Below are 24,534 nucleotides of genomic sequence, written 5' to 3'. Positions count from 1 at the left end.
GGGTCAGTCTCCTTGGGTCGCATGTAGCGGGCGCGAGAAGCGCGCATCCGCAAAACGGTAAAGGGCAAGCGTGATAAAGCCGCCGATGAAATGCCAGATGCCCCAGGTCGCCGTCAGCATCACGGCACCGCCGATGCCGCCGAACTGGGTCATGAGAATTGCAAGGCCGAGCGCGCTGTTTTGAATACCGACCTCGAAGGCGAGCGCCCGCCGGTCGCCCGCATCGCGCAGGAACAGGGCACCCGCACCGGCGCCAAGCGCGAAGGCCAGCAGGTTATGCACCGCCGTCAGCGGCACGATATCTGTCCAGTATTCTGCCAGCAGGCCGGCATTTGTATAAAGCCCGAAAATGACGATACCAAGGAGCAGCGCGAGCGAGATACGCAGCGCCAGCGGCCGGTGGCGTTCGGTCGCCTTCGGGAAGCGCGCGGCGAGCGTCATGCCAAGCACCAGCGGCAGGCCGAGCATCAGCGCGGTCTGCATCAGGAAGCTCGCGCCGTTGATATCGATCTCATCGAGAAGAGCAGCAACCGGCGGGTAGAGCCCGCCCCAGAACAGCACCGACAGGGGCACGGTGAGGGCTGCGAGCACGCTTGAAAGCGCGGTCAGCGTCACCGAATAGGCCACATTGCCGCGCGCCATCAGGGTGTAGAAGTTGGAGACGTTGCCGCCGGGGCAACTTGCCACCAGGATCATGCCGAAGGCGAGGCTCGGGTCCGGGCGAATGAGCCACACGAGGGCAAGGGTGAGGAGAGGCAGGCCGATCAGCTGTGTGGCATAGCCCGCGAGAAGCGCATGCGGACGCGCTGCCAGCGGCCGGAAATGCGCCAGCCGCAGGCCAAGAGCCACCGAAAACATCGTGAAAGCGATTGAAAAGGCCATCAGGGCCTGCGCCCCGGCACCCAGTTCAACGACTGCCCGTTCCAAGAAAACCTCCCAATCTCCCGGTCGCTATCCTAGACCGGTCGGTACAGATATGGGAAGCGCGAAAGATGGTTAATCAGGCAGCCAGATGACACCAGGCTTTTATGGCGGGTTCGACGCGTTCCATGATCTCGGGGATCAGGGTCGGGCAGGCCGCGACGATATGGTCATGCAGCGGCTTTTCGCGGTTATAGATGAGGCTGTTGCCACGCCCTGTCATCACCGTGCCGCCAGCTTCGCGCAAGATCAGGTCGGCGGCGGCCATGTCCCAGTCATTCTTGGGGCGGAGCGTGACGCAGGCGTCAAACTGGCCATCGGCGATCTGGCACAGGCGCAGCGCGATGGAGTTGGCCTGTTCCACATACATGCTGTCGGGCCACGGCGTCGGCCACAGTTTTTCGGATTTGAAGGCGCAGGGCTCGCCCATCATGCGGGCTTCGGTGACGTGGCGGGTTTCGTTCACCATGATCGGCTTGCCGTTCTTGGTGGCGCCCTTGCCGGCCTCGGCAAAATAGAAGGCGTCCTTGGCGGGCGCATAAAGCGCCGCGATCACCGGGCGTTCGTCCTGGATGAGGGCAACGGATACCCCCCAGTCATCGCCGCCGCGCAGGAAGGCGCGGGTGCCATCGATGGGGTCGACGATCCACAGTCGGCCGCAGCGCAGGCGCTCCGGCTGGTCCTCGGTTTCTTCCGAAAGCCAGCCATAGCCGGTGCGGTTGGACATCAGCGTGGTGCGCAGGAATTCATCTACCGCCAGATCGGCTTCGGAAACCGGGTTGTCGGGGGACTTGTCCCACGCCCGGCAATCGCGCGCGAAATAGGAAAGGGCGATCCGGCCTGCTTCTTCGGTCACCTGCCGCACGAGACGAATATCGTCCTCGAGGCTCCAGGGGCAGCTGTTATCGTCAAAGGGCAGGGCGGGCAGATACACGACGGATGATCCTCAAGCTTTCTGCTTCACCGCTTGGCGCATTCAGGCCCCGGCCACTGTCATGCCGTCAATCCTGACGGTCGGGGCATTCACCGCATAGCGGAACTCAAGATCCGAAGCTACCACCATACGCCTGAACATTTCCTTAAGGTTGGAGGCGATCGTCACCTCGTTCACCGCGCCCTCGATCTGCCCGTTACGGATGCGGAAACCCGATGCACCGCGGCTGTAATCGCCGGTCACGCCGTTCACGCCCATGCCGATCAGTTCGGTGACATAGAAGCCGTCCGTGATGTCGGCCATCAGTTCCTCGGGCGACAGGGCGCCGGGGGCGAGGTAAAGGTTGCTGGTGGCGATACCCGGCGGGCCGGATGTGCCGCGCGAGGCATGGCCGGTAAGGCTTTCCTTCAGCTGCCGGGCGGAAGCGGCGTTATGCAGCCAGCCGGTGAGCACCCCGTCCTCGATCAGCGCCTTTTTGCCAACGGCAAGGCCTTCGCCGTCGAACGGGCGGGATTTGAGGCCGCGCACGATGAGCGGGTCATCGAAGATATTCACGCCGGGTGCAAAAACCGGCTTGCCTTTCTGGTCTTTCAGGAAGCTGGTGCCGCGCGCCACCGCCGTGCCGGTGATGGCACCGGTAAGGTGCCCGACAAGGCTGTTTGATACGCGCGGCGAGAAGATGATGGTCATCGAGCCGCTTTTCAGCTTGGCAGCGCCAAGCCGCGCCACTGCCTGCTCGCCCGCCTTGCGGCCAACATCAGCCATGCCTTTGAGGTCAGCATAATGCCGGGCGGAGGTGAAATCATAGTCGCGTTCCATGCCGGTGCCTGTGCCGGCCACGGCAGATACGGAAGCCGAAAAACTGGTGCCTCGGTAGGCGCCGGCGAAGCCGTGGCTTGTCATCAGGGTGACGGCATAGGAGCCCGCACTGGCGCCGCCGCCATCCGAATTCGTGACACCCGCCACACCGCGCGCGGCGGCTTCGGCCTCGGCAGCCATTTCGCCCAGCCGCTCGGCCGAGATTTCGGTCGGGTCGTGAAGGTCCAGCGCGGGGGCCGGGCCTTTCAGCAGCAGTTCCTCGGGCGCGAGGCCGCAAAATTCATCCTCGGGCACCGCGCGGGCCATATCGAGCGTGCGGGCGACCATCGCCTTCAGGCTCTCAGGGCGCCGGTCGGAGGTGGAAACGATAGCCTGACGGCGGCCGATCAGCACGCGGAGGCCGATATCCTCGCCTTCCGAGCCTTCCACATCCTCAAGTCGCCCTTCGCGCCACGAAACCCCGCGCGAGGTGGCCTCCACCGCAATGGCATCCGCCGCATCCGCCCCTCCCTTTTTCGCAGCAGCGATCAGGTCGGCAAGGATATTCAGCGTATCGGTCATGAAGGAAGGGTCCTTGAAGGCGGGAGAATAGCGTTGCCGCTACTTTAGCCACAGAAAGGGGGGCGGGGGCAAGGGGGATGGGGCTGGAGCTAGTCCTGATTGTTGAGGCGCCCGGCAAGGCTGGCGGCCAATAGGAGAAAGATTAGCAAAACAAGCCCCGCAGGGTCGCCGGTCTTTTCGAAACTCATTCCGATCGCGGCCAGACCCGATAGGACAAACAGAAAGACCAGCTTTAGAGATTTGCGCCCTAAAAACACTGGAAGGGAAATGCTGATGACGAGCAACGTGTAGCTGATGGCTATAAGCGGTTCGGCCACGCTTGGTTGGCTGGGGACAGACCATGAGTTCCGTTCGGTGCCCGTCGAGTTCAGATAGGCCATGACGTTCAGAAATGCCTGAAACAACAATAGGAAATTGAAGCCTACTAGTACCGCGCGGAAGGATACGATTGAATATGCTGATGTATATCGATCAGACCACCGCATCAGGGTCGTTAAAGCAGCGATCAGCGCAAATCCACGAGCCACAAATGAGAGTATGGTTTCGTCATGCCCGAACGCATAATAAGGGCGATCCCAGACAGTCAGGACGGCACTGTAAGAGCCAAGGATAGATAGAAAGATCAATCCGCTGACAAGTATCGCGGCAATTAACGAAGGCTCTTTGGTGCCGGTTTCTGACATATGCGCCTAATTGATGATAGCAATTCGTCTCTTATTAGGCGGCGTCTCGCAGGTCTGGTCAAGACCGATGCGTCATGCCGGTTTGCGCAGCTGGCGCATCGCGCGGCGCTATCCGGCATCCAGTGATTGTGGGCCAGTCTCTGGACCCCGGATCAGGTCCGGGGTGACGAGATTGAAGGCCTCAAAATCCCTTCGTCAGGGTCAGGTAGATCATGCGGCCTTTGGGATTGTGCATGCTGCCGTGGAAGCCGAAGGATTCAGGGGCGAGGGGTGGGGCTTCGTCGGTGAGGTTGGTGACCGACAGCTTGACCGCCGTGTCCTTCAGCCAGTTGTCGGCGGTGAAGGCGTAGCCGAGCGAGGCATTGAGGGTGAGCCAGCTGTCCACTTTCCAGAAGTCGCCGGTTTCATCATTCACCGAAGTCGTATCCTTGAAGGAGCCGATATAGGTGGCGAAAAGCCCGGCGCTCCAGGGCCCACGCGCATAGGCGAGGTTGGCGTTCCAGCGCCATTTGGCGCGGCCGTCGAGGCCGAGGATATCGCCGAAGCCTGTGGGCGTCACATCGCCCGGCAGGTCGCCGGCGGCCACGGCATCCAGAAGCTGCTGGCTGCGCTCGCCCGCTTCCTGTTCGAACTTCGTATAGCGCGAGGCATTGAAGCTGAGATCGAGCGTCGCGCCGTCCTGCATTTCATGGCGGTAGGACGCGCTGATATCGATGCCCGCCACACGGCGCGCGTCCATATTCACATAGGTGTCAGCGACAGAGAGCACTTCGCCCGCAGGTGTCAGGCCGGTGCCCGCAAAAAGCGCGATGTCGGCCGCCGTCGGGGCCGCGCGCACCACATCGGGGTTCGATGAGCCCTGCTGGCGCCGCAGATAATCCAGCGCCAGATGGTTCTGATCCCCGAACACGCCAACGATGTCGGTCTGGCGGATCGTCCAGCGGTCGATGCTGAAGCGGAAGCCGGGCAGGGCCACGGGTTCGATCAGCAACCCGATCGAGGTGTTTTCCGATTTCTCGGGCTGCAGCGTTTCCGAGCCCGACCGGGTGGAAAGCGTGCCGGTGGCGGCGCATTGGTCGATCCCGGTGATCTGGCCCTGCTGTACCAGCGCGTCGCAGCGCACATAATCCAGCCGGTTGTTCACGCGGCTGACGCCCGCATCATGGATCTGCACCAGGTTCGGTGCGCGGAAGCCTTCGGACCATGAGGCCCGGACGGTGAGGCCGGGCGTGACCGTCCATGCGCCTGCCACCTTCGGCGTCCAGGTGTCGCCCACATCCGAGAAATGCTCGAACCGGCCGGCAAACTGCAGGGTCGCGGCTTCAACAAACGGAATGTTCATGTCGGGCGAGACAAGCGGAACGGCAAGCTCGCTGTAGGCCGAGGTTACCGTGCGGTGGCCGCCGGTGTCTGCGGTGGGGCTGGAGCTCACCACATCGGATTCGCTGATGGCGCCCGAGACCATGTCGGTGAAGATGACGGTGCCATCCAGCCGGTCGTCGCGGTCGTCGGAATAGCTTTCCCGGCGCACTTCACCGCCGACCGAAAGGCCCACGCCGCCACCCGGCAACTGGAAGAGCGCGTCATTCGTCAGGTGGATATCGCCCATTGCGAGTGTGGCGACACCCTTGCGGCGCACATCGATGGTGATGCGGTCAAGGGCAGCCTCGGGGCTCGGCGTGTCGTCGCCGATGGAAGGGGTTGTCAGGCTGCCGCCGTTGAACGGGTTGTAGGCGCTCGGCGTGATGTCGGCGAGGGCAGCCTGCAAAAGCGTGTTTGAAACCCGGTTGTGGGTGATGTCGGTCGTCGTCGCGCGGGAATAGAGGGCAGCACTATCCCAGTGCCAGCTGCCGAGCTTGCCCTTGAGGCCCGCCAGCAGGCGGTAGCTGTCGGCATCGGCATCGATGGTGCGCTCACCCGTATCGGTGATCCGGTAGTTCCTGAGCGCGACATCAAGCCCTTCGTCGGGTACGCCCACAAGGCCGGCGATCCGGTTGGGGTTCGGGCTGCCATCCGCGAGCGTGGTGGCGCCAAGCGGGTTCCAGTAGTTTTCCTTCGGCACGATCACCCGCGCGGTGGACAGCATCGAGGCAGGCTCGCGGTTGCGTACCGAGCTCGATCCATAATAGGCGGCCTCGCCGTAGAAGCTGATCTCGTCGGTGATCTGATAATCAACAAGCGCCAGCGCATTCACGCGTTCCACTTTCGGGATCAGCGTCCAGCCCGACATGATGTCGTAGAAAAGATTGCGGTCGCCGTCAGCGCTGTCGGATGACGACAGCGTGCCGTCGTCGATACAGATGCCGCCCGAAAGCTGCGCGACGCAGCCGCTGTTGGTGGCGGGCTGGATGTGGAAAACGCCGGAGCTGTTGGCAATCGGCGTGCCGTTCAGGGTCGGCACCACATTCTGCACGATATCAAGCTCCGCCCACGGGCTTGAAACGTTTGTCATGTTGAAGCTGCCGTCGCCTTCGAACGGGGTGCCTTCAAGGAAGCGCCGCATGTCGGACGAGGCGGCATAGTCGCGCGCACTTGTCCGCACGCTGTTGGCGCGGCTGTAACTTGCATAAAGGCTGACATGCCCGCGCCCGCCGGCGAAATCGTCGCCTGCCTTCACGCTGAAGTCGGCCTCGTGATAGTCGGTGCCGTCCGACAGGCCGTAGCGCGCCTTGAGGGTGACACCATCCACATCGTTGGTGAACTGGGCATCCACGACGCCTGCCACCGCATCGGCGCCGTAAATGGCGCTGCCGCCATCCTTCAGCACACGCAGGCTTGAAAGTGCTTCAAGCGGCAGGCTGTTGGCGTTCGGGGTCATAACGGGGACCAGCGCTTCCGTCTGGAAGGTCGGGTTCATGACCATGCGCCGGCCGTTCATCAACAGGAGCGTGTTGCCGGTGCCAAGGCCGCGCAGGTTGACCGATGCCGCATCGCCGCGCACCGAGTTTACACCGCCCACGGTATTCTGGTTCTGGAAGCCGACAAAGTCGCTCATCGGCAGGGTGCGGAAAACCTCGTCGGCGGAAAAGGCACCAGTTGCTTCGATAGCAGCGCGGTCCACTTCCAGCACGGGAAGCAGTTTGCCTGCGCCGATCTGGCTGAGGCGGGTGCCGGTGATCTCGATTTCCTCGACTATATCGTCCGCCTGGGCTGCATGGGGCAGCGGCGCGAACAGTGCGAAAAGCGAGACGGTCCCGGTTAAACGAAACTTGTACGACATGAAAACCCTGGCCCGTTTCAGCGGCCAGTGAAGTAACCGGCTGCTCTAATAACGCTTATTGATTGTGTCGAGCGTACCGTCTTCTGACAATCTCGCAATAATTTGTTCGACTTTTGATCGAATTCCCGCATCGAGAGTGGGCGAATAAATCATCCATTGTGGAATCGCGGGCGCGTCAAGATAGATGACCTTCAACGGCAACTTGTGTTCCTGAATCAGATATTCAACGCCAAGGTCGTGATAATAGAAGAATCGGTAGCGGCTTTTCGATGCCAGCAGCTTCAGCGTGGCAGCAACATCCGAGAAACCATCATCGACCATCAGCCCGTCCACCGCCTTCAGTTTGGCGGCGGCCGAGGTGCCGAAAAAGGCCATCACAGGCTCGCCGGTGCCCACCAGATCCTCAAGATGCTTCGGCTGCAACGGGTCGTTGACGCGCGCGACCAGCACATTGCGGGTGTGGTAAACGGGCAGGGCGGAATAGGTGAAGGTCTCTTCGCGCTTCTCGGTGGTGCCGGCACCGCAATAGGCATCGGCGTCGCCGCGCAAGAGGAGGGCAACGATCCGCTGGATCGGCAAGCGCTGTGGATTGACTTCCAGATTCACGCCTTCGCTCGCGAGTTCGGCGCCGATGGCGCTGTAAATCTCGTCGCAAAGGCCGGGTTCGCTCGGGTAGAGGCCGTATTTCGGCACCGAATCCTGCCGCAGCACGCGCAGCTTTTCACCCAGGGGCTCATCCGCCATGGCGGCGAAAGACCAGCCGACGCAGGCTAGCAGGGCAATTTTCCTGATCACAACATCAAATGAAAACATCGGGTCCTCGGAACACTGAAACCGTTTGCCGGGAGGCGGGCAACAGCGCGGAAGCATACGCACCCGTCCAATACGGACAGTGAAACCGCGTTCCATGTCCGTTTCTACTGGACATTCGATATTCCCCCATGAAGGCCCTGTTAACGCCGGGCTCTATCTCTTCCCATTCCTGAAATCGCCACGCATCGTCCCCCGATGCGGCCTTTTGGCAGAAAAGGTCGGGGCGATTCGGAACAGGGAAACTAACCATATGCCGGCAAAGGGATCAACCAGCGAAGAAAGAACCGCAGTTGCTCAGCGTTTTTTCCAGATGGAACGCCCGCTGCCCGGCAGCCCGAGCGACGACCAGAGGGAATCGACCCGGTCCACCACCGCGTCATCCATGGCGATCTCGCGGCCCCATTCGCGGTCGCTTTCGCCCGGCAGCTTGTTGGTGGCATCCAGCCCCAGCTTGCCGCCAAGGCCCGAAACCGGGCTCGCGAAATCGAGATAGTCGATCGGCGTGTTTTCCACGGTCACAATATCGCGCACCGGGTCCATGCGGGTGGACATGGCCCACATCACATCCTTCCAGTCGCGCGCGTCGATATCGTCGTCCACCACGATCACGAACTTGGTGTAAACAAACTGCCGGAGGAAGGACCAGACACCCATCATCACGCGGCGGGCGTGCCCGGCATAGGCCTTCTTCATCGAAACCACGGCAATCCGGTAGCTGCAGCCTTCGGGTGGTAGCCAGAAATCGGTGATTTCGGGGAACTGTTGCTGCAGCAAGGGGATGAAGACTTCGTTCAATGCTTCACCCAGCACGCTCGGCTCATCCGGCGGGCGGCCCGTGTAGGTCGAAAGATAGATCGGGTCTTTCCGCATGGTGATGGCGGTAATTGTGAAGACCGGGAATTTCTCGACCGAATTATAATAACCGGTGTGATCGCCGTAAGGGCCTTCGTCGCGGTAATCATCAAGGCTGACATAGCCTTCAAGCACGATTTCGGCGGTGGCCGGCACCTTCAGGGGCACGGTCTTGCAGTCGACAAGCTCCACCCGCTTGCCGCGAAGCAGTCCGGCGAAGTGATATTCGCTGAGGGTATCGGGCACGGGCGTGACGGCGGCAAGGATGGTGCCCGGGTCAGCGCCGATCACAACGGCGGCCGGTACGGGCTCGCGCTTTTCCTTTTTCCAGCGGGCATATTGCTGGGCGCCGCCCCGATGCTTCAGCCAGCGCATCAGGGTCTCGTTTTTGGAAAGCTTCTGCATCCGGTAGATGCCGAGGTTGAAGGCATCCTCGCGGGCGTCAGACGGGCCTTTGGTGACAACAAGCGGCCAGGTGATGAGCGGCGCCGGTTCTCCCGGCCAGCAGGTCTGGATCGGCAGCGTGTCGAGGTCGATATCGTCGCCTGTCAGCACCACTTCCTGCACCGGTGCTTTCTTCACGGTTTTGGGCCGCATCGAAAGGACCTGTTTGGCAAGCGGCAGCATTTCAAGCGCTTGCTTCACGCCCTTTGGCGGCTCGGGCTGGCGGAGGAAAGCAAGCGTTTCGCCAACCTCGCGAAGCTCCGCGGGCTCACGGTTCATGCCCCACGCCACGCGTTCGACAGTGCCGAACAGGTTGACGAGGACCGGCATCGAAGCCTTCTCGCCTTTTTCGTTCACCACATTCTCGAAAAGGATCGCAGGGCCGCCTTCGGCCAGCACCCGTGTCTGGATCTCGGTCATCTCGAGTTCGGTGGAAACAGGTGCCGTCACCCGGACAAGCCTGCCCTCGGTTTCCAGCCGTTCGATAAAGTCTCTGAGCGAATCGTAAGCCATGGAAGGCGTTATAAAAGAGTGTGTTTCCCGCCGCCAGTGAATTGATGCTGATAGTTGCACGGCGGACGCAAAGCGGCTAATCAGAATTGAGGGGATTTTGAAGGGGTTATCGCGTGCGCCTCAATCTTGGCTGTCTGATCATCGCCATGGCGCTTTTAGCTCCGCATGTTGCGGCGCAGGACTCCAGTTCCGATCAGATCACCGGCCCCGATGATGAAAGTTCGATGCTCGAATTTGAGCACCGTGCCCCGGACAATCCCGTTGCCGCCATCCGCTCGCTGCGCGATGTCGAGGATTTCGAAGGCGCCGCGCGCCTCGCGGAATCCACGCTTGCCGCCAATATCGAACTGGCGCCCGAAGATACGGCTTTTCTGCATTTCGTGCGGCTTGATGCCCTGCGGGTAAGCGGGCAAAGCGAACGGCTGCACCGTGACATGAACATGCTTCTTGTCCGCTCGCCGCTTGAAGCGCATCTCACTGTCCTGATGCTGACCCGTGACGGGACGATGCTGGGTGAATACGGCGCCAGCTACACCGCGATCATCGATGGCTGGCCGCAATATATCGACCGCATCGCCGCCGTACCGCTTGCCATGCTGGTGCGCGACCGCGTGGCTGCAGGCTTCCCGCAGGACGCGCTCGCCATCGCCGACCGGCTTTGGAAAGCCGGCTACAGCTTCGGCTCGGATGGGGGGCGGATCGATACGCTCTATCTTGATCTCGCAGCGGATTATCTGCGCCGCCGCGATCTGGCGAACGCCAAGACGATCCTTCTGGATCAGGTGATGCGGTCCCGGCAGGTGATGCGCATCTGGCAGGAACGGCGTTTTGTCGGCGTATGGGCAGACAGCGAACTGGCCGATATGTTCGTGCCCCAGAATATGCCCCGCCGCGCAGCGCTCGAGTTTATCTCTGCCATGGGGAACGCCAGCCGCGCCGACGGCAATCTGGTGCCGGTTGTGATCCTTGGCGAGGCCCTGCTGGCTGCGGGGATGGCCGAAGATGCAGCGTCGCTGACAAGCGGCTATCTGCCTGTCCTGTCGCCAACTGCCGATTTCACCCGGTCGGAGCTTGAAGTGGCGATCCTGCATGCCAAGGCGCATCTGCAATCGGGCAAAACCGATATCGCGCTTGCCACGGTTCGCGCGCTGGCAAAATTCGATATGACCGAAGGCCGGGTTTTCGCCACCATGGGGGCGGAGGCCACGCAGCTGCTGTGGCTGATGGCGGAAGACAAGGAAGCGCTTGAACTGGCCGACCGGCTGGCAGCGCTTGAGGATGCGATGATCCTGCCGACTGACAGGGCACTCGCGGTTGCCACCGGCATCTGTGCGCTTGAGGAAATGAACCGGGGCACCGAGGCGCGGCAGCGGCTGGACATTCTGGTCAATTCCGGGGGGCGCGCTTACCGCGCCGTGCGCCGCGCCGCCCTTTGCCTGAACGACACTGCCCTTCTGGATCACGCCGTGCAGCTGGGGCTTGCCGACGCAGAAGGGGCAAGTGAGACGCTCGCTGCCCTCAATCGTTATAACCAGATCGGCGGGGAAACACCGCGGGCGGCGCTGCTTGCCCAGCGCCTCAGCGAATATTCGGTGCAGCCGTTTGTGGAAGCACGGGTCGAACCCGTGGGCCGGATCGGCGACTGGCCGTTGCCGCGCGCCTGGTGGGCGCGGAACTAGAAGTCCTCGCCGTCCTTGATGACCTTCACGGGCTTCACGCCGCCAATCCAGTAAACAAGATCGCGCGGATGCGATACGGGATAGAGGCAAAGGTCAGCGGCCTTGCCTTCCTCGATACTGCCACGATCATCCTCGATCCCGAGCGCGCGGGCGGCGTTGATGGTGACACCAGCGAGGGCTTCTTCGGGCGTCAGGCCGAAAAGCGTGCAGGCCATGTGGGGCATCAGGGCAAGGTCGGCAACTGGCGAGGTGCCGGGGTTCATATCTGTTGCGATTGCCATCGGCACGCCGGCGGCGCGGAGCTTCTCAACAGGCGGCAGGGTCTTTTCCCGAAGGTTATAAAAGGCGCCGGGTAGCAGCACGGCAACGGTGCCGGCTTCCGCCATTGCAGCTACACCGGCGTCGCTCAGATATTCCAGATGGTCGGCTGAAAGCGCGCCATATTCGGCGGCAAGCGCCCCGCCTTCGAGGTTCGACAACTGGTCGGCATGCAGTTTCACATCCATGCCTTCGGCGATGGCGTGGGCGAAGATGCGCTTCACCTGTTCGGGGCTGAAGGCGATGGTCTCGCAGTAAGCGTCCACCGCATCGGCCAGCTCGGCAGCCGCCGGGATGATCTCGGCGCAGATATGATCGACATAGGCGTCGGCGCGGTCGGCATATTCGGGCGGCATGGCATGGGCGGCGAGAAGCGTGGTCAGCACCGTTACGCCGGTTTCTTCCTCCAGCCGGATGGCGGCCCGCAGCATCTTCAGTTCGTCCTCAAGCGTGAGGCCATAGCCGGATTTGATTTCGATCGTCGTCACCCCGCCTGCTTTCAGACGGGCGAGCCGGGGCAGGGCAAGTGCGACAAGCTCGTCTTCGCTTGCGGCGCGGGTGGCAGCGACGCTGGCCTTGATGCCGCCGCCCGCCTTGGCGATATCGGCATAGCTGACGCCCGTCAGCCGCGCTTCAAACTCGTTCGCGCGGTTGCCCGCAAATACCAGATGGGTGTGGCAGTCGATCAGGCCGGGGGCCAGAAGATGGCCCGGCTGGCTTTCCACTTGCGTTTCCGGCGTGATGGCATCCTTGGGGACGGCGGACCCCGGTCCCGCAAAGCTGATCCGGCCATCCGTGATGCCGACTGCCGCCTGCTCGATCAGGCCATAAGGCGCGCCGCCCCCGGTCATGGTGGCAAGGGTCACATCGCGGATCAGGCGGTCAAACACGGGCATCGGTCACTCCGGTCGGTCGGTTTTCACCTGCCTAGCATGGACATGGCTTGACAGGAAAGAGGCCTTGTATAAACCTGTATATACAAGCAAGAGGGATTCCCATGCCATCCTATTTCTTCAAATCGGCCCTGCTGGGGCGCGACTGGGCTGAAAATGTGCGTCTGCATGTGGATGCCGGCTGTATTTCGATGATCGAAACGGGCGCGGCGCCGGAGCTTGCCGAAACGGTTTACGGCCCGGTGCTGCCTGCGATGGCGAACGTCCATAGCCATGCGTTCCAGCGTGTTGTGGCGGGCCTTACCGAATATTACACGATGGGCACCTCGGATTTCTGGACATGGCGGACGCTGATGTATCAGGCCGCCCGCCTGATGACACCATCGACGCTGAAGGATATCGCCGCCGGCCTTTATCTCGAGATGCTGAAGGCGGGCTATGGTGCTGTTGCCGAATTCCATTATCTGCACCACAGCCACCTCGATCATGCGGCTGAAATGTCGGACGCGATTTTCGCGGCGGCGGCGGAAACCGGCATCTCGCTGCTGCATATGCCGGTTCTTTACGAAGCCTCCGACTTTGGCGGTGCGGCCCCCACCGATGGGCAGCGCCCCTTCCTGCACAGCGCCACCGAATTCGCGGGCTTTCTGCATCATGTGGCGGGCAAGCAGACCGGAGAGGCGAAGCTCGGCCTTGCCTTCCATTCGCTGCGTGCCGTGAAGCCCGACAGTTTCGAGCCGACGATTGCGGTGATGGACGCGCTTTCGCCCGGTGCCCCCGTGCATATCCATGTGGCCGAGCAACTGCGCGAGGTGGAAGCCAGTCTCAAATATTCCGGCAAGCGTCCGGTCGAATGGATGCTCGATCACCTGCCGGTCGATGCCCGCTGGTGCCTCATCCACGCAACACACGTTTCGGAGGCGGAGTGGAAAGGCATGATCGAGCGCGGCGCGATTGCTGGCCTTTGCCCCACCACCGAAGCCAATCTTGGCGATGGGCTTTTCCCGGCCTTTGACTATCTGAACGCCGGTGGACGCTTTGCCATCGGGTCGGACAGTCATGTCAGTATCGATCCGCGCGAGGAGCTTCGCCTTCTCGAATATGGCCAGCGCCTGTTCCGCCGCGAACGCACGGTTCTGGCACCGCGCACTGGCGGCCACACGGGCGAGCGCCTGTGGGCGCGGGCGGCGGCGGGTGGTGCCGCGGCACTCGGTATCAATGGCGGCGAGATCGAGGTTGGCAAACGGGCTGACCTTATCGTGCTCGATGCTGACGCGCCGGCCCTTGCCGGGCCGCGCTACGGGCAGGTGGCCGATGCCTTCGTGTTCCGGGGTGCGCCCATCGGCATCACTCATGTGATGCGGGCGGGCGACTGGCTGATCAGCGAGGGCCGGCACAAACGCGAAGACGAAATCATGGGGCGCTTCCGGGCAACGCTCGAGCGGCTGGCTGCGCTTCTGGAACTGGAGGACTGAGGGATGAGCACACCCAAGTCACGCTATGAAATCGTGAAGAACCATATCGTCACCGCGATCCGCGCTGGCGACTATGTGGCGGGCGACCGCCTGCCGAGCGAGCATGAACTGGTCCGCGACCTGAAGATATCGCGCATGACAGTGAACCGCGCGCTTCGGGAACTGGCCGACGAAGGCTATGTGATCCGCCGTGCGGGGCTCGGCAGCTTCGTGGCGCCCGGCCGCATGCGGGGCAAGGCCATCGATATCGTTTCGATCCGTGATGACCTCGCGGCGCGCGGGCGGGCATGGTCGGCTGAGGTTGTGGAGCAGGGCATGATCGCCGCCCCCGTCGATATCGCCGCTTTCATGGAAACCGAAAAGCCGCTCGCCTTCCTGCGCGTTGTGCATTTCGGCGACGGCGAACCGGTGGAACTGGAAGAACGCTGGGTGAACCCGGCGATTGCCCCCGATTTCCTGACGGAAGATTACAGGAACACCACCAGCACCGATCACCTTCTGCGCGTGGCGCCGGTCTTGTCGGCGGAGCATACGGTGCGCGCTGTGCTGCCGCTTGTCGGCGACCGGGTGGCCTTGAAGATCGACCGCCACAGCCCTTGCCTTGAAATCACCCGCCGCACCTGGACAGGCGCGGTGCCCGCAAGCTTCGCCCGGCTCCTTTACCCCGGCGACCGTTACGAACTGACCGCCCAATTCACCAATGCGGGCCAACAATTCAAAGTGTGAGTGTTCAGAAAAATGAAAAACAGACCCGATATCCACGCCCCCACAGGCAGCGATCTCAACACCAAAAGCTGGGCGACCGAAGCCCCCTTGCGCATGCTGATGAACAATCTGGACCCGGCAGTGGCCGAACGCCCCGAAGACCTTGTTGTTTACGGCGGCATCGGCAAGGCCGCGCGCGACTGGCAATCGTTCGATACCATCGTGGATACGCTGAAGCGCATGGAAGCGGATGAAACGCTGCTTGTTCAGTCGGGCAAGCCGGTTGGTGTGTTCCGCACCCATGAGGATGCGCCGCGCGTGCTGATCGCCAATTCGAACCTCGTGCCGCACTGGGCCACGTGGGAACATTTTAACGAGCTCGATAAAAAAGGCCTCATGATGTACGGCCAGATGACGGCGGGCTCGTGGATCTATATCGGCAGCCAGGGCATCGTTCAGGGCACCTATGAAACCTTTGTCGAGATGGGCCGCCAGCATTTCGGCGGGTCGCTGAAGGGCAAATGGCTCCTCACCGCCGGCCTTGGCGGGATGGGCGGCGCCCAGCCGCTTGCCGCCACCATGGCCGGGGCTTCGTGCCTTGCCATCGAATGCCAGGCCAGCCGCATCGATTTCCGCCTGAAGACCGGCTATCTGGACGCCAAGGCCGACACAGTCGAGGCCGCGATTGCCATGATCGAGGCCGCGCACGCCGAAGGCCGGGCCATTTCGGTCGGGGTGCTTGGCAATGCCGCTGAAATCCTGCCTGCGATGGTCAAGGCCGGAATCCGCCCCGACATGCTGACCGACCAGACCTCGGCGCATGATCCGGTGAACGGCTATCTGCCCATCGGCTGGACGGTCGACGAATGGGTCAGCCGCCGCGAGACCGACCCCGCAGGCGTTGCCAAGGCCGCGAAAGCCTCGATGGCGGTGCATGTGCAGGCGATGCTGGACTGGCATCATGCCGGCGTGCCGACCGTGGATTACGGCAACAATATCCGGCAGGTGGCGTTCGACGAAGGCGTCAAGAATGCCTTCGATTTCCCCGGCTTCGTGCCCGCCTATATCCGCCCGCTTTTCTGCCGTGGCGTTGGCCCCTTCCGCTGGGTGGCGCTATCCGGTGACCCCGAGGATATCTACAAAACCGACCAGAAAGTGAAGGAACTGATCCCGGATAATCCGCACCTTCATAACTGGCTGGATATGGCGCGCGAGCGCATCCAGTTCCAAGGGCTGCCGGCGCGTATCTGCTGGGTCGGGCTCGGGGATCGGCACCGCCTTGGCCTTGCCTTCAACGAGATGGTCAAGAACGGCGAGCTGAAAGCCCCGGTGGTGATCGGCCGCGACCATCTGGATAGTGGCTCGGTCGCGAGCCCCAATCGCGAGACCGAAGCCATGAAGGACGGCTCGGACGCCGTTTCCGACTGGCCGCTTCTGAACGCGCTTCTGAATACCGCTTCGGGGGCGACATGGGTCAGCCTGCATCATGGCGGCGGGGTCGGCATGGGCTTCAGCCAGCATTCGGGTGTGGTCATCCTGTGCGATGGCACCGAAGCGGCCGCGAAGCGTATTGGTCGTGTGCTCTGGAACGATCCGGCGACCGGCGTGATGCGCCACGCCGATGCGGGCTATGATATCGCGCGTGACTGTGCAGCCGAAAAAGGCCTCGACCTGCCGATGCTGGCACGCGGGGAGAAAGCATGATGCAACATCACGTGATGGACCGCGCCCCCGGCACCTTCAGCCTGAAGGACCTGCGCCATATCTATGAACGCCCGACCGAGCTTCGCCTGATCGGCGGCAGCGATGCCCTTGACGCCGCCCGGCAAACGGTGACGGAACTGATCGCCAACGGCGAAACCGCCTATGGCATCAACACCGGCTTCGGGCTTCTGGCGTCCACCCGCATCGCGTCCAAAGATGTGCAGCGCCTGCAGGAAAACCTTGTCCTCAGCCATGCAACGGGCGTGGGCGAGCCGCTGAATGACGGTGTCGTACGCCTCATCCTCGCCACCAAGGCGGCAAGCCTTGCGCAGGGCTTTTCGGGCGTGCGGCAATGCGTGATCGATGCGCTTCTGGCCTTGCTGGCGCATGAAGTGTATCCTCTAATTCCCGCCAAGGGGTCGGTTGGTGCGTCGGGTGACCTTGCACCGCTGGCTCATCTGAGCGCCGTTCTTCTCGGCGTCGGCGAGGTCCGCTCCAAGGGCGGCGTCAAACCCGCCCGTGAAGGGCTCGCCGATGCCGGGCTCCAGCCCATGGTGCTGGAAGCCAAGGAAGGCCTCGCCCTCCTCAATGGCACGCAGGTCTCCACAGCCCTTGCCCTTGCCGGCCTTTTCGAGATCGAGAATATGTTCGCCGCCGCGATGGTGGCGGGTGCCATGTCGGTTGATGCCATGAAGGGCTCCGACGTGCCGTTTGATCCGCGTATCCAGGCGGTGCGCCGCCAGAAAGGACAGATCGATGTGGCAGCAGCCTACCGTGACTTGCTGGCAGGTAGCGCCATCCGCGAAAGCCATGCGGACTGCGACAAGGTACAGGACCCCTACAGCCTGCGCTGCCAGCCGCAGGTGATGGGTGCGGCGCTCACCGTGATGCGGCAAGCGGCAGAAACCCTGCTGACCGAAGCCAATGCCGTGACCGATAACCCGCTCATCTTCGCCGATGAAAAGGACATTCTTTCGGGCGGCAACTTCCACGCCGAACCCGTGGCGATGGCCGCCGACATGCTGGCGATTGCGGCTTCCGAAATCGCTTCCATCAGCGAACGGCGCACCTCGCTGCTCGTGGATCCCAAACTTTCCGGTCTGCCGGCGTTTCTGGTGAAGGAAGGCGGGCTCAATTCCGGCTTCATGATCGCGCAGGTAACAGCGGCGGCTCTTGTTTCCGAAAACAAGACGCTGGCGCATCCGGCAAGCGTGGATTCGATCCCGACATCCGCGGGGCAGGAAGACCATGTCTCGATGGCGACCTTTGCTGGCCGGCGGCTGGCGGAAATCGCCTTCAACTGCGATACCGTGATCGCGATCGAGCTGCTGGCAGCCGCCCAGGGCATTGATTTCCACCGGCCGCTGACCTCAAGCCCGGCGATTGAAGATGGCTATTCCGCCGTGCGGGCGATTGCCGCAACCTATGAGCAGGACCGCTATTTCGCGCCCGACATCGAAGGGGTCCGTCGTCTCGTGGCCGAAGGGCGCTTCAACCTGTCGGTAGACGGCCTGTTGCCGTCCGACCATATGGGCAGCGAGGCGCTTTGATGACCGATCCGTTTGAACTCCATGAAGGCGAAAGCCCGCTCATCGTCTCCTTCCCCCATGTGGGGACGGAGCTTGGCGAGTTCGTGGAGGGCATGACGGCGGCGGCCCCGGTGCTGGCCGATACCGACTGGCACCTGCCGCGGCTCTATGACTTCACCGCCGAAATGGGGGCGACCCGCCTTATCGCCCGCTACAGCCGCTATGTGATTGATCTCAACCGTGATCCATCGGGTGCCAGCCTCTATCCCGGACAGAATGTGACCGAGCTTTGCCCGACTTCGACCTTCGCCGAAGAACCACTCTATCTGCCCGGCCGCGCACCGGACGCTGCCGAGGTGGAGCGCCGCGTGAACCTGATCTGGAAGCCCTATCATGAAACGCTGAAGGCCCAGATTGCGCGGGTGGTGGCGCGCCACGGCCATGCGCTTCTATGGGACGCGCATTCGATCCGCTCCCGCGTGCCGCGCTTCTTTGAAGGCCGCCTGCCGGATTTCAACCTTGGCACCAACCTTGGCGCCACTTGCGGGCATGAACGCGAACGGCGCGTGGCGGCAGCCGCTGAAGCTGCCGAAGGCTATAGCGCCGTGCTCAATGGTCGCTTCAAGGGCGGCTATATCACCCGCCGCTATGGGCACGCGGCAAGCCCGGTGGAAAGCTTCCAGCTGGAGCTCGCCCAGTGCACCTATATGGATGAAAGCCAGCCCTTTGCGTACGACCCCGCACTGGCCGCAAAGGTGCAGCCGGTGATCCGCCGCCTGATCGAAGCTTTTGTCGCTTCCTGACGGCAAGATTTGACAAAGCTCAAAGAAACGCATCCCGGCCCGCGCCATAGTGGGCAGGTCAAAGGGGTCCTCCTGGCGGAAATCCCGATGACGTCAGGGGCCGAATACGCACCAGCTTCCCCTAGTCGCTCGGTCCCTGTCGGGTGACATGCCGTGGGTTTCTACGGCATGTCACCTGCTCGCAAGCCAGCCGAACCCTGCCTTTCAAATATTTGTCGCACCCTCGCGCTTCTGGCGTTGACTTGGGGTTTCGCCTTCTGTATCCACGGCGGCGGAGAGGTGGCCGAGTGGCTTAAGGCGCTCGCCTGCTAAGCGAGTTGGGGCTAACGCCCCTCGCGGGTTCGAATCCCGTCCTCTCCGCCATTCGTAGCGGAATGATTAAAGAAGCCGTTGGTTCGCCAACGGCTTTTTTGTTGCTCGTTCCCGGCTTTCCCGAACGCCGTAAAAACGATCGATGCACGAACTGCCTTCGCAGTTGGTTCCGGATACCACGCTTCCTTTTTAAATTGTTTTTCATTTAAGATAATCGCGCATAAGGCGAAACGGGGCGTAATTCTTTCAAAAAACGCCCCTTGAAACATATGATTGTATTCGTTCTACCTTTTTTGGAATTTGATTCGCTCGGGAATCTTTATGCTAAAAATGAATTTATACAGGAACTTTGGTTCTCGTTTTTGAAAAAAGGCGAAAATTTCCTGCAAAAACACGAACGACCGGGAGGTTGTCCCCGGGTTGTTAATAAATCGTTTACCAGTTTTGACACGAAGCCTGAATGCACGGACCTTTGGGTCGTGTTTGGAGAGTATTGCACATTTAGAAAAATGGAGATTTCAAATGATCAAGAAAGCTCTTGTAGGCTTGGGGCTGGCATTGGGCCTTGCGACGGGTGCTAGCGCATCGGTCAGCTATACCGTTGACAGTGGCTGGCGCGCTTTCAGCTGGTCGGGCAACGAGGGAACTTTCACGTCTGAAGGCGGTTTTACCTTCGATGTGGTGGGTGCAGCTGAGCTGACCCTTACCGACGCATACAGTTACGGCGACATTTTCGAGGTGTTTGATGATGGCTCGTCCCTTGGTCTGACCTCTATTGTGCCTAGCTATGATGCTGGAAAACCGAATGTGGGCAGTAACATGGAGTCGGCGATTTCCAATGGTTTCAGTCAGGGCACCTTCTATTTGTCTGCCGGGTCCTACCTGATCGACTTCAGCATTTATCAGTCTGCGGTAGACGCTTCCGGTGCAGCCTACGGCAGTGGCGGGGCCTTCTTCCGTGTAGATTCAATTGAGGGCGGCGTGCCTGAGCCCGCTACCTGGCTCATGATGATCATGGGCTTTGGCCTCGTGGGTGTAGCAGCAAGCCGCAAACGACTGGCGACCGCCTGACACCCAGGTCGGGAAGTTTTGGAGCAGATCACCTCCTGCTTCCGAATATCGCCCCATGAAGCCGTTGGTTCGCCAACGGCTTTTTTGCTGTTTGGGGCAGGCCGCCGGCAGGCGTCAGGGTCGGGTTTGGCCGGTCGGGTCCGCTAGGAGAAGTGCAGCTATCTGGCGGCAATTGTCCTCGAAGCCTGCAAGGTCAAGGGCAATGCCACCGGGCTGCGCTTTCAGTCGGGCAGCGAAGTTGGCGCTTTCGATCAGCAGGCTTGCCGCAATCCTGTAGACATCAGTGCCATCAAGGGAGGCAAGCGGGGCGTTGGAGACGGCGTCTGCCATGTCGCGGTAAATCCCGGCATTTTCTGCAAGCGCCGCATTGCCCCCCGCCGCACTGGAGCTTGCCTGTTCCAGAAGCCGGGCGGTTTCCCGCAGCATATCCGCTGCCATGTCTTTGAAGTAGGGCATCGCCACCTGCAGAAATTTCAGCTGTTCGTTATGTATCGCTGGTTCACTACTGAAGCAATCGGCTTGGGGGTGTCTTGTGGATTTCTCCCCAGAAAATCATTGCAATCAATGCCCTCCGCGCGGCAGCCTGTGGCGATTGCCTTTGGCTTCTGTGGATTGGGGGAGTTTCCATGAAAATGTCGATTGCGCGGCCTTTGCCGTTCCTGTTTGCGTTTGGCCTGTCGCTTGCCGCTTGCGGCGAGAAGGCGCCGGAAAGCCATAGCCTCATCATCCGCGGCGGCGAGATTGTCGATGGTTCGGGTGCGGCGGGCTTTGTGGGCGATGTGGTGATCGACGGTGACAAAGTCGTTGCGGTCGTGAAGGGCACCAGCCCCGCTAAGGGCGAGCGCGAGATCGATGCCACCGACCTCGTTGTGGCGCCGGGCTTTATCAATATGCTCAGCTGGGCGAACGAATCCCTCATTGCCGATGGGCGTGCCATGTCGGACGTGCTGCAGGGCGTCACGCTCGAGGTCATGGGCGAGGGAAGCTCGATGGGGCCTTTGAGTGACGAGATGAAACGGCTGGAGACCGAGCGGCAAGGCGATATCAAGTATGACATCGACTGGACGACGCTTGGGGATTATTTCAGCCGGATGGAAAAGGCCGGCGTCTCGCCCAATATCGCCTCGTTCGTGGGCGCTGCCACCGTGCGGGTGCATGAACTGGGCGAAGGTGATGTGGACCCGACGCCCGAGCAGCTTGCCGCCATGCGCGCGCTGGTGCGCGATGCCATGAAGGAAGGCGCGATGGGGGTGGGCTCGTCGCTCATCTATGCCCCCGGCACTTTCGCGGAAACCGACGAGCTGGTGGCGCTTGTGTCCGAAGCGGCGGCGTGCGGCGGCATGTATATCAGCCATATGCGGTCGGAAGGCACCCAGCTTCTGGAAGCCATCGACGAGCTGATCACCATCTCGCGCGAAAGCGGGGCGCCGGCGGAAATCTATCATTTCAAGCAGGGCGGACGCGACAACTGGGGCAAGATCGATGCGGCAATCGAGCGGGTCGAGAAAGCCCGTGCCGAGGGCCTGCGCATCACGGCCGATATGTATAATTACACGGCAGGCGCCACCGGCCTTGATGCCGCCATGCCCACCTGGGTGCAAGCCGGCGGGCTGGAGGAATGGCGCAAGCGCCTGCAGGACCCCGAAATCCGTGCGCGTGTGGCGGCCGAAATGCAGGCCAAGGGTGATGGCTGGGAAAACCTTTATTATTCGGCAGGCGGGGCGGACCGTGTGCTGCTTGCCGGGTTCAAGAATCCGGACCTGAAGCCCCTTACCGGCAAGACGCTGGCCGAAGTTGCAGCCCTGCGCGGCAAAAGCCCCGAGGAAACGGCGATGGATCTGGTTGTGGAGGATAATTCCCGCGTCGGCACCATCTATTTCCTGATGGACGAGGCGAATGTGAAGCGCGCCGTGGCGCTGCCCTGGATGAGCTTCGGCTCGGATGAGGCGGCCCCCGCGACCGAAGGTGTGTTCCTGCAATCGAACAATCACCCGCGCGCCTATGGCAATGTCGCCCGGTTGCTCGGCCATTATGTGCGGGACGAGGGCGTGACGACGCTTGAAAGCGCGATCCACCGGATGAGCGGCATGCCGGCGGCAAACCTTGGCCTCAAGGAACGCGGGCTCCTCACCCCCGGCTATTTCGCCGATGTGGTGGTTTTTGACCCCAAAACGATCAGCGACCATGCGACCTATGACAAACCCGCCCAATATGCCACCGGCGTGCGCGACGTGTTCGTGAACGGCGTGCAGGTGGTGCAAGACGGCACCCATACCGGCGCCAAGCCGGGCCGCGCGGTACGTGGGCCGGGCTGGACCGGCTGGCCGGATGGCGGCGCCTGCAAATAGCCAGAAGGGCGCCTTTGAACTTTCCGAATTCGGCAGCAAGGATCGGAACGCCTGTGTGCCAGTCCCCCTGTTAGATGTCAGGCATTGCTTGACATCCGATAGGAGGAGACAAGGATGAAACACATGGCCAATCTGAAGGGAAGCCCGCTGGTGCCCGCTGCCGACTATGAGACGGACGACGCCCGCTGGCGGGCGCTGCTGGCGCGTGACGCACGGGCCGACGGGCGCTTCTATTTCTCGGTCGCGACGACGGGCGTCTATTGCCGGCCCTCGTGCGCTGCCCGCCAGCCACGCCGCGAGAATGTGGCGTTCCACACGACGATGGCAGAGGCCGAAGCTGCCGGCTTCCGCGCCTGCAAACGCTGCAAACCGGATGAAACACCGGCGTGGCATGCGCGCGAAAAGATGGTCGCCCGTGCCTGCCGCTTCATCGAGGATGCCGAGACACCGCCAACGCTTGATATGATCGCGGCGGACGCGGGCCTCAGCCCCTATCATTTCCACCGCCTGTTCAAACAGGTAACGGGCGTGACGCCGAAGGCCTATGCCGCCAGCCACCGGGCGAAAAGCGTGAAAGGCAGCCTGAAAGGCAGCCGCACGGTCACCGAGGCGCTTTATGATGCGGGCTTCAATGCCAGCAGCCGCTTCTATGAAGGGGCGAAAGACATGCTCGGCATGACACCCGGCGAATATCGTGGTGGTGCGGTAGGCAAAACGATCCGTTACACTATCCTGCCCTGCACGCTCGGCCTGATGCTCGTGGGTGCCACCGATGTGGGCGTTTGCACCATCCAGTTCGGCGATGACGAGCAGGCACTGCAGGCCGCCCTCGTGGCGGAATTTCCGGAAGCTCGTTTCGAAGGCGCCACCGAACGCTTCGGCGACTGGGTGAAGGCCGCACTCGCCTTTGTGGAAACGGGTGAGGGGGCAGCGAAACTGCCGCTCGATATCGCCGGCACCGCCTTCCAGCGCCGGGTATGGGCTGCCTTGCAGGCGATCCCGGCAGGGGAAACCGTGAGCTACAAGCAAGTGGCCGAAGCGATCGGTGAACCCGCCGCAGTCCGCGCTGTGGCACGGGCCTGTGCCAGCAACCGGATCGCCGTCGCCATCCCCTGCCACCGGGTGGTGCGGGCTGATGGGGGGCTGAGCGGTTACCGCTGGGGCGTGGCACGCAAGCGCACACTACTGGACCGGGAGGGCGGCCAATGAACGCGCCTGTTGCTCTGACGCCCGCCAGCCGCATTGAAACTATCGACTGGGCGGCTGCCCGCGCGACGCTGCTTGATCGGGGCTTCGCGCCCCTCGGGCCCCTCGTTTCGCGCGCCGAATGCGAGGGGCTGCAGGCGGGCTTTGACGATGAAGCTGGTTTCCGCAGCCATATCCATATGGCCCGGCATGGCTTCGGGATGGGGGAGTACAAATATTACTCCTATCCGCTGCCTGCCCTGATCGGCGATTTGCGCGCCGGGCTGTATGAACAGCTTGTTCCCGCCGCTGAAACATGGGCTGAACGGTTGGGGGTGGAGGCTTCCTACCCTGCAAGCCATGCGGACTATGCCGCGCTCTGCCATGCGAACGGGCAGGTGCGGCCCACGCCGCTCGTGCTGCGCTACAAGGCGGGGGATTATAACCGGCTGCATCAGGACCTTTACGGGGATATCTATTTCCCCTTCCAGGTCGCGGTGCTTCTGTCTGAACCCGGACGGGATTTCGAGGGCGGCGAATTTGTGCTGGTGGAAAATACCCCGCGCATGCAATCGCGCACCTCGGTCGTCCCCTTGCGGCAGGGTGAGGCCGTGGTGTTTGCGGTGAACGAGCGCCCGCGCCTTGGCAGCCGGGGCTATCACCGCGCCACACTGCGCCACGGGGTCAGCGATATCCTTTCTGGGCACCGCGCCACGCTCGGGATCATCTTCCATGATGCGCGCTAGGAGGAT

The 24,534-nt window shown here is 62.0% G+C and carries 19 protein-coding genes and 1 tRNA gene; 11 read left to right on the top strand and 9 right to left on the bottom strand.

Annotated elements, in window-relative coordinates; genetic code table 11:
• Positions 1-3: 3 nt before the first annotated feature.
• The 7 genes from PH603_RS14885 to PH603_RS14855 all read right to left on the bottom strand — a co-directional run bounded on the left by PH603_RS14885 (position 4) and on the right by PH603_RS14855 (position 9,760).
• Complete coding sequence (locus PH603_RS14885; protein WP_289503455.1) at positions 4-927, bottom strand: bile acid:sodium symporter family protein; 924 nt, start codon at positions 925-927, stop codon at positions 4-6.
• A 73-nt stretch (positions 928-1,000) separates the two neighbouring features.
• A complete protein-coding gene (locus PH603_RS14880) occupies positions 1,001-1,855 on the bottom strand; it encodes a 3'(2'),5'-bisphosphate nucleotidase CysQ (protein WP_289503452.1) in 855 nt (284 codons plus the stop codon).
• A gap of 42 nt (positions 1,856-1,897) precedes the next feature.
• The gene (locus PH603_RS14875) at positions 1,898-3,235 is read right to left on the bottom strand and encodes a TldD/PmbA family protein (RefSeq protein WP_289503451.1); all 1,338 of its coding nucleotides are present in this window, start codon (positions 3,233-3,235) and stop codon (positions 1,898-1,900) included.
• Between the two features lie 89 nt (positions 3,236-3,324).
• Positions 3,325-3,918, bottom strand: a complete 594-nt coding sequence (locus PH603_RS14870) for a hypothetical protein (protein WP_289503450.1) — start codon at positions 3,916-3,918, stop codon at positions 3,325-3,327.
• Positions 3,919-4,099: 181 nt separating this feature from the next.
• The gene (locus PH603_RS14865; protein WP_289503447.1) at positions 4,100-7,138 is read right to left on the bottom strand and encodes a TonB-dependent receptor plug domain-containing protein; all 3,039 of its coding nucleotides are present in this window, start codon (positions 7,136-7,138) and stop codon (positions 4,100-4,102) included.
• A gap of 45 nt (positions 7,139-7,183) precedes the next feature.
• Positions 7,184-8,047 carry a substrate-binding periplasmic protein gene (locus PH603_RS14860; RefSeq protein ID WP_289503445.1) on the bottom strand — a complete coding sequence of 288 codons (864 nt, stop codon included), beginning with the start codon at positions 8,045-8,047 and terminating at the stop codon, positions 7,184-7,186.
• A 198-nt stretch (positions 8,048-8,245) separates the two neighbouring features.
• Complete coding sequence (locus PH603_RS14855) at positions 8,246-9,760, bottom strand: UbiD family decarboxylase (protein WP_289503443.1); 1,515 nt, start codon at positions 9,758-9,760, stop codon at positions 8,246-8,248.
• A 113-nt stretch (positions 9,761-9,873) separates the two neighbouring features.
• Between PH603_RS14855 and PH603_RS14850 the strand changes: the two genes are divergently transcribed.
• Positions 9,874-11,439 carry a hypothetical protein gene (locus PH603_RS14850; protein WP_289503442.1) on the top strand — a complete coding sequence of 522 codons (1,566 nt, stop codon included), beginning with the start codon at positions 9,874-9,876 and terminating at the stop codon, positions 11,437-11,439.
• Here the strand turns inward: PH603_RS14850 and hutI are convergent.
• Positions 11,436-12,653, bottom strand: coding sequence for an imidazolonepropionase (gene hutI / locus PH603_RS14845; RefSeq protein ID WP_289503441.1), 1,218 nt, complete (start codon positions 12,651-12,653; stop codon positions 11,436-11,438). The genes PH603_RS14850 and hutI overlap by 4 nt on opposite strands.
• Before the next feature lie 101 nt (positions 12,654-12,754).
• On the opposite strand from hutI, the gene PH603_RS14840 reads away from it, so the two are divergent.
• The 7 genes from PH603_RS14840 (at position 12,755) to PH603_RS14810 (ending at position 20,249) form a co-directional block, all read left to right on the top strand.
• Positions 12,755-14,125 (top strand): formimidoylglutamate deiminase, encoded by a 1,371-nt coding sequence (locus PH603_RS14840; RefSeq protein ID WP_289503439.1) that lies wholly within the window; start codon positions 12,755-12,757, stop codon positions 14,123-14,125.
• Positions 14,126-14,128: 3 nt separating this feature from the next.
• Positions 14,129-14,851, top strand: coding sequence for a histidine utilization transcriptional repressor HutC (hutC, locus tag PH603_RS14835; protein WP_289503437.1), 723 nt, complete (start codon positions 14,129-14,131; stop codon positions 14,849-14,851).
• 12 nt (positions 14,852-14,863) lie between these two features.
• The gene (gene hutU / locus PH603_RS14830; RefSeq protein WP_289503435.1) at positions 14,864-16,534 is read left to right on the top strand and encodes a urocanate hydratase; all 1,671 of its coding nucleotides are present in this window, start codon (positions 14,864-14,866) and stop codon (positions 16,532-16,534) included.
• On the top strand, positions 16,531-18,084 hold the full coding sequence (hutH, locus tag PH603_RS14825) for a histidine ammonia-lyase (protein ID WP_289503433.1): 1,554 nt from the start codon (positions 16,531-16,533) through the stop codon (positions 18,082-18,084). Before hutU ends, hutH begins: the two co-directional genes overlap by 4 nt.
• On the top strand, positions 18,084-18,866 hold the full coding sequence (gene hutG, locus PH603_RS14820) for an N-formylglutamate deformylase (protein ID WP_289503431.1): 783 nt from the start codon (positions 18,084-18,086) through the stop codon (positions 18,864-18,866). Before hutH ends, hutG begins: the two co-directional genes overlap by 1 nt.
• A gap of 273 nt (positions 18,867-19,139) precedes the next feature.
• A tRNA-Ser gene (locus PH603_RS14815) sits at positions 19,140-19,229 on the top strand.
• A gap of 471 nt (positions 19,230-19,700) precedes the next feature.
• Positions 19,701-20,249 carry a PEPxxWA-CTERM sorting domain-containing protein gene (locus PH603_RS14810; RefSeq protein WP_289503429.1) on the top strand — a complete coding sequence of 183 codons (549 nt, stop codon included), beginning with the start codon at positions 19,701-19,703 and terminating at the stop codon, positions 20,247-20,249.
• A gap of 114 nt (positions 20,250-20,363) precedes the next feature.
• Here the strand turns inward: PH603_RS14810 and PH603_RS14805 are convergent, their stop codons facing one another.
• Positions 20,364-20,705 carry a hypothetical protein gene (locus PH603_RS14805; protein ID WP_289503427.1) on the bottom strand — a complete coding sequence of 114 codons (342 nt, stop codon included), beginning with the start codon at positions 20,703-20,705 and terminating at the stop codon, positions 20,364-20,366.
• A 170-nt stretch (positions 20,706-20,875) separates the two neighbouring features.
• Between PH603_RS14805 and PH603_RS14800 the strand changes: the two genes are divergently transcribed.
• From PH603_RS14800 to PH603_RS14790, 3 genes are all read left to right on the top strand, one after another.
• Complete coding sequence (locus PH603_RS14800) at positions 20,876-22,597, top strand: N-acyl-D-amino-acid deacylase family protein (RefSeq protein WP_289503425.1); 1,722 nt, start codon at positions 20,876-20,878, stop codon at positions 22,595-22,597.
• Positions 22,598-22,720: 123 nt separating this feature from the next.
• The gene (gene ada / locus PH603_RS14795) at positions 22,721-23,806 is read left to right on the top strand and encodes a bifunctional DNA-binding transcriptional regulator/O6-methylguanine-DNA methyltransferase Ada (protein WP_434783329.1); all 1,086 of its coding nucleotides are present in this window, start codon (positions 22,721-22,723) and stop codon (positions 23,804-23,806) included.
• Complete coding sequence (locus PH603_RS14790) at positions 23,803-24,528, top strand: 2OG-Fe(II) oxygenase (protein WP_289503422.1); 726 nt, start codon at positions 23,803-23,805, stop codon at positions 24,526-24,528. The genes ada and PH603_RS14790 overlap by 4 nt, the downstream gene beginning before the upstream one ends.
• Positions 24,529-24,534 lie beyond the last annotated feature (6 nt).

The organism is Gimibacter soli (assembly GCF_028463845.1).
GTDB classification, from domain to species: Bacteria; Pseudomonadota; Alphaproteobacteria; order Sphingomonadales; family Kordiimonadaceae; genus Gimibacter; species Gimibacter soli.
This window is presented reverse-complemented; position numbering and strand designations above follow the sequence as displayed.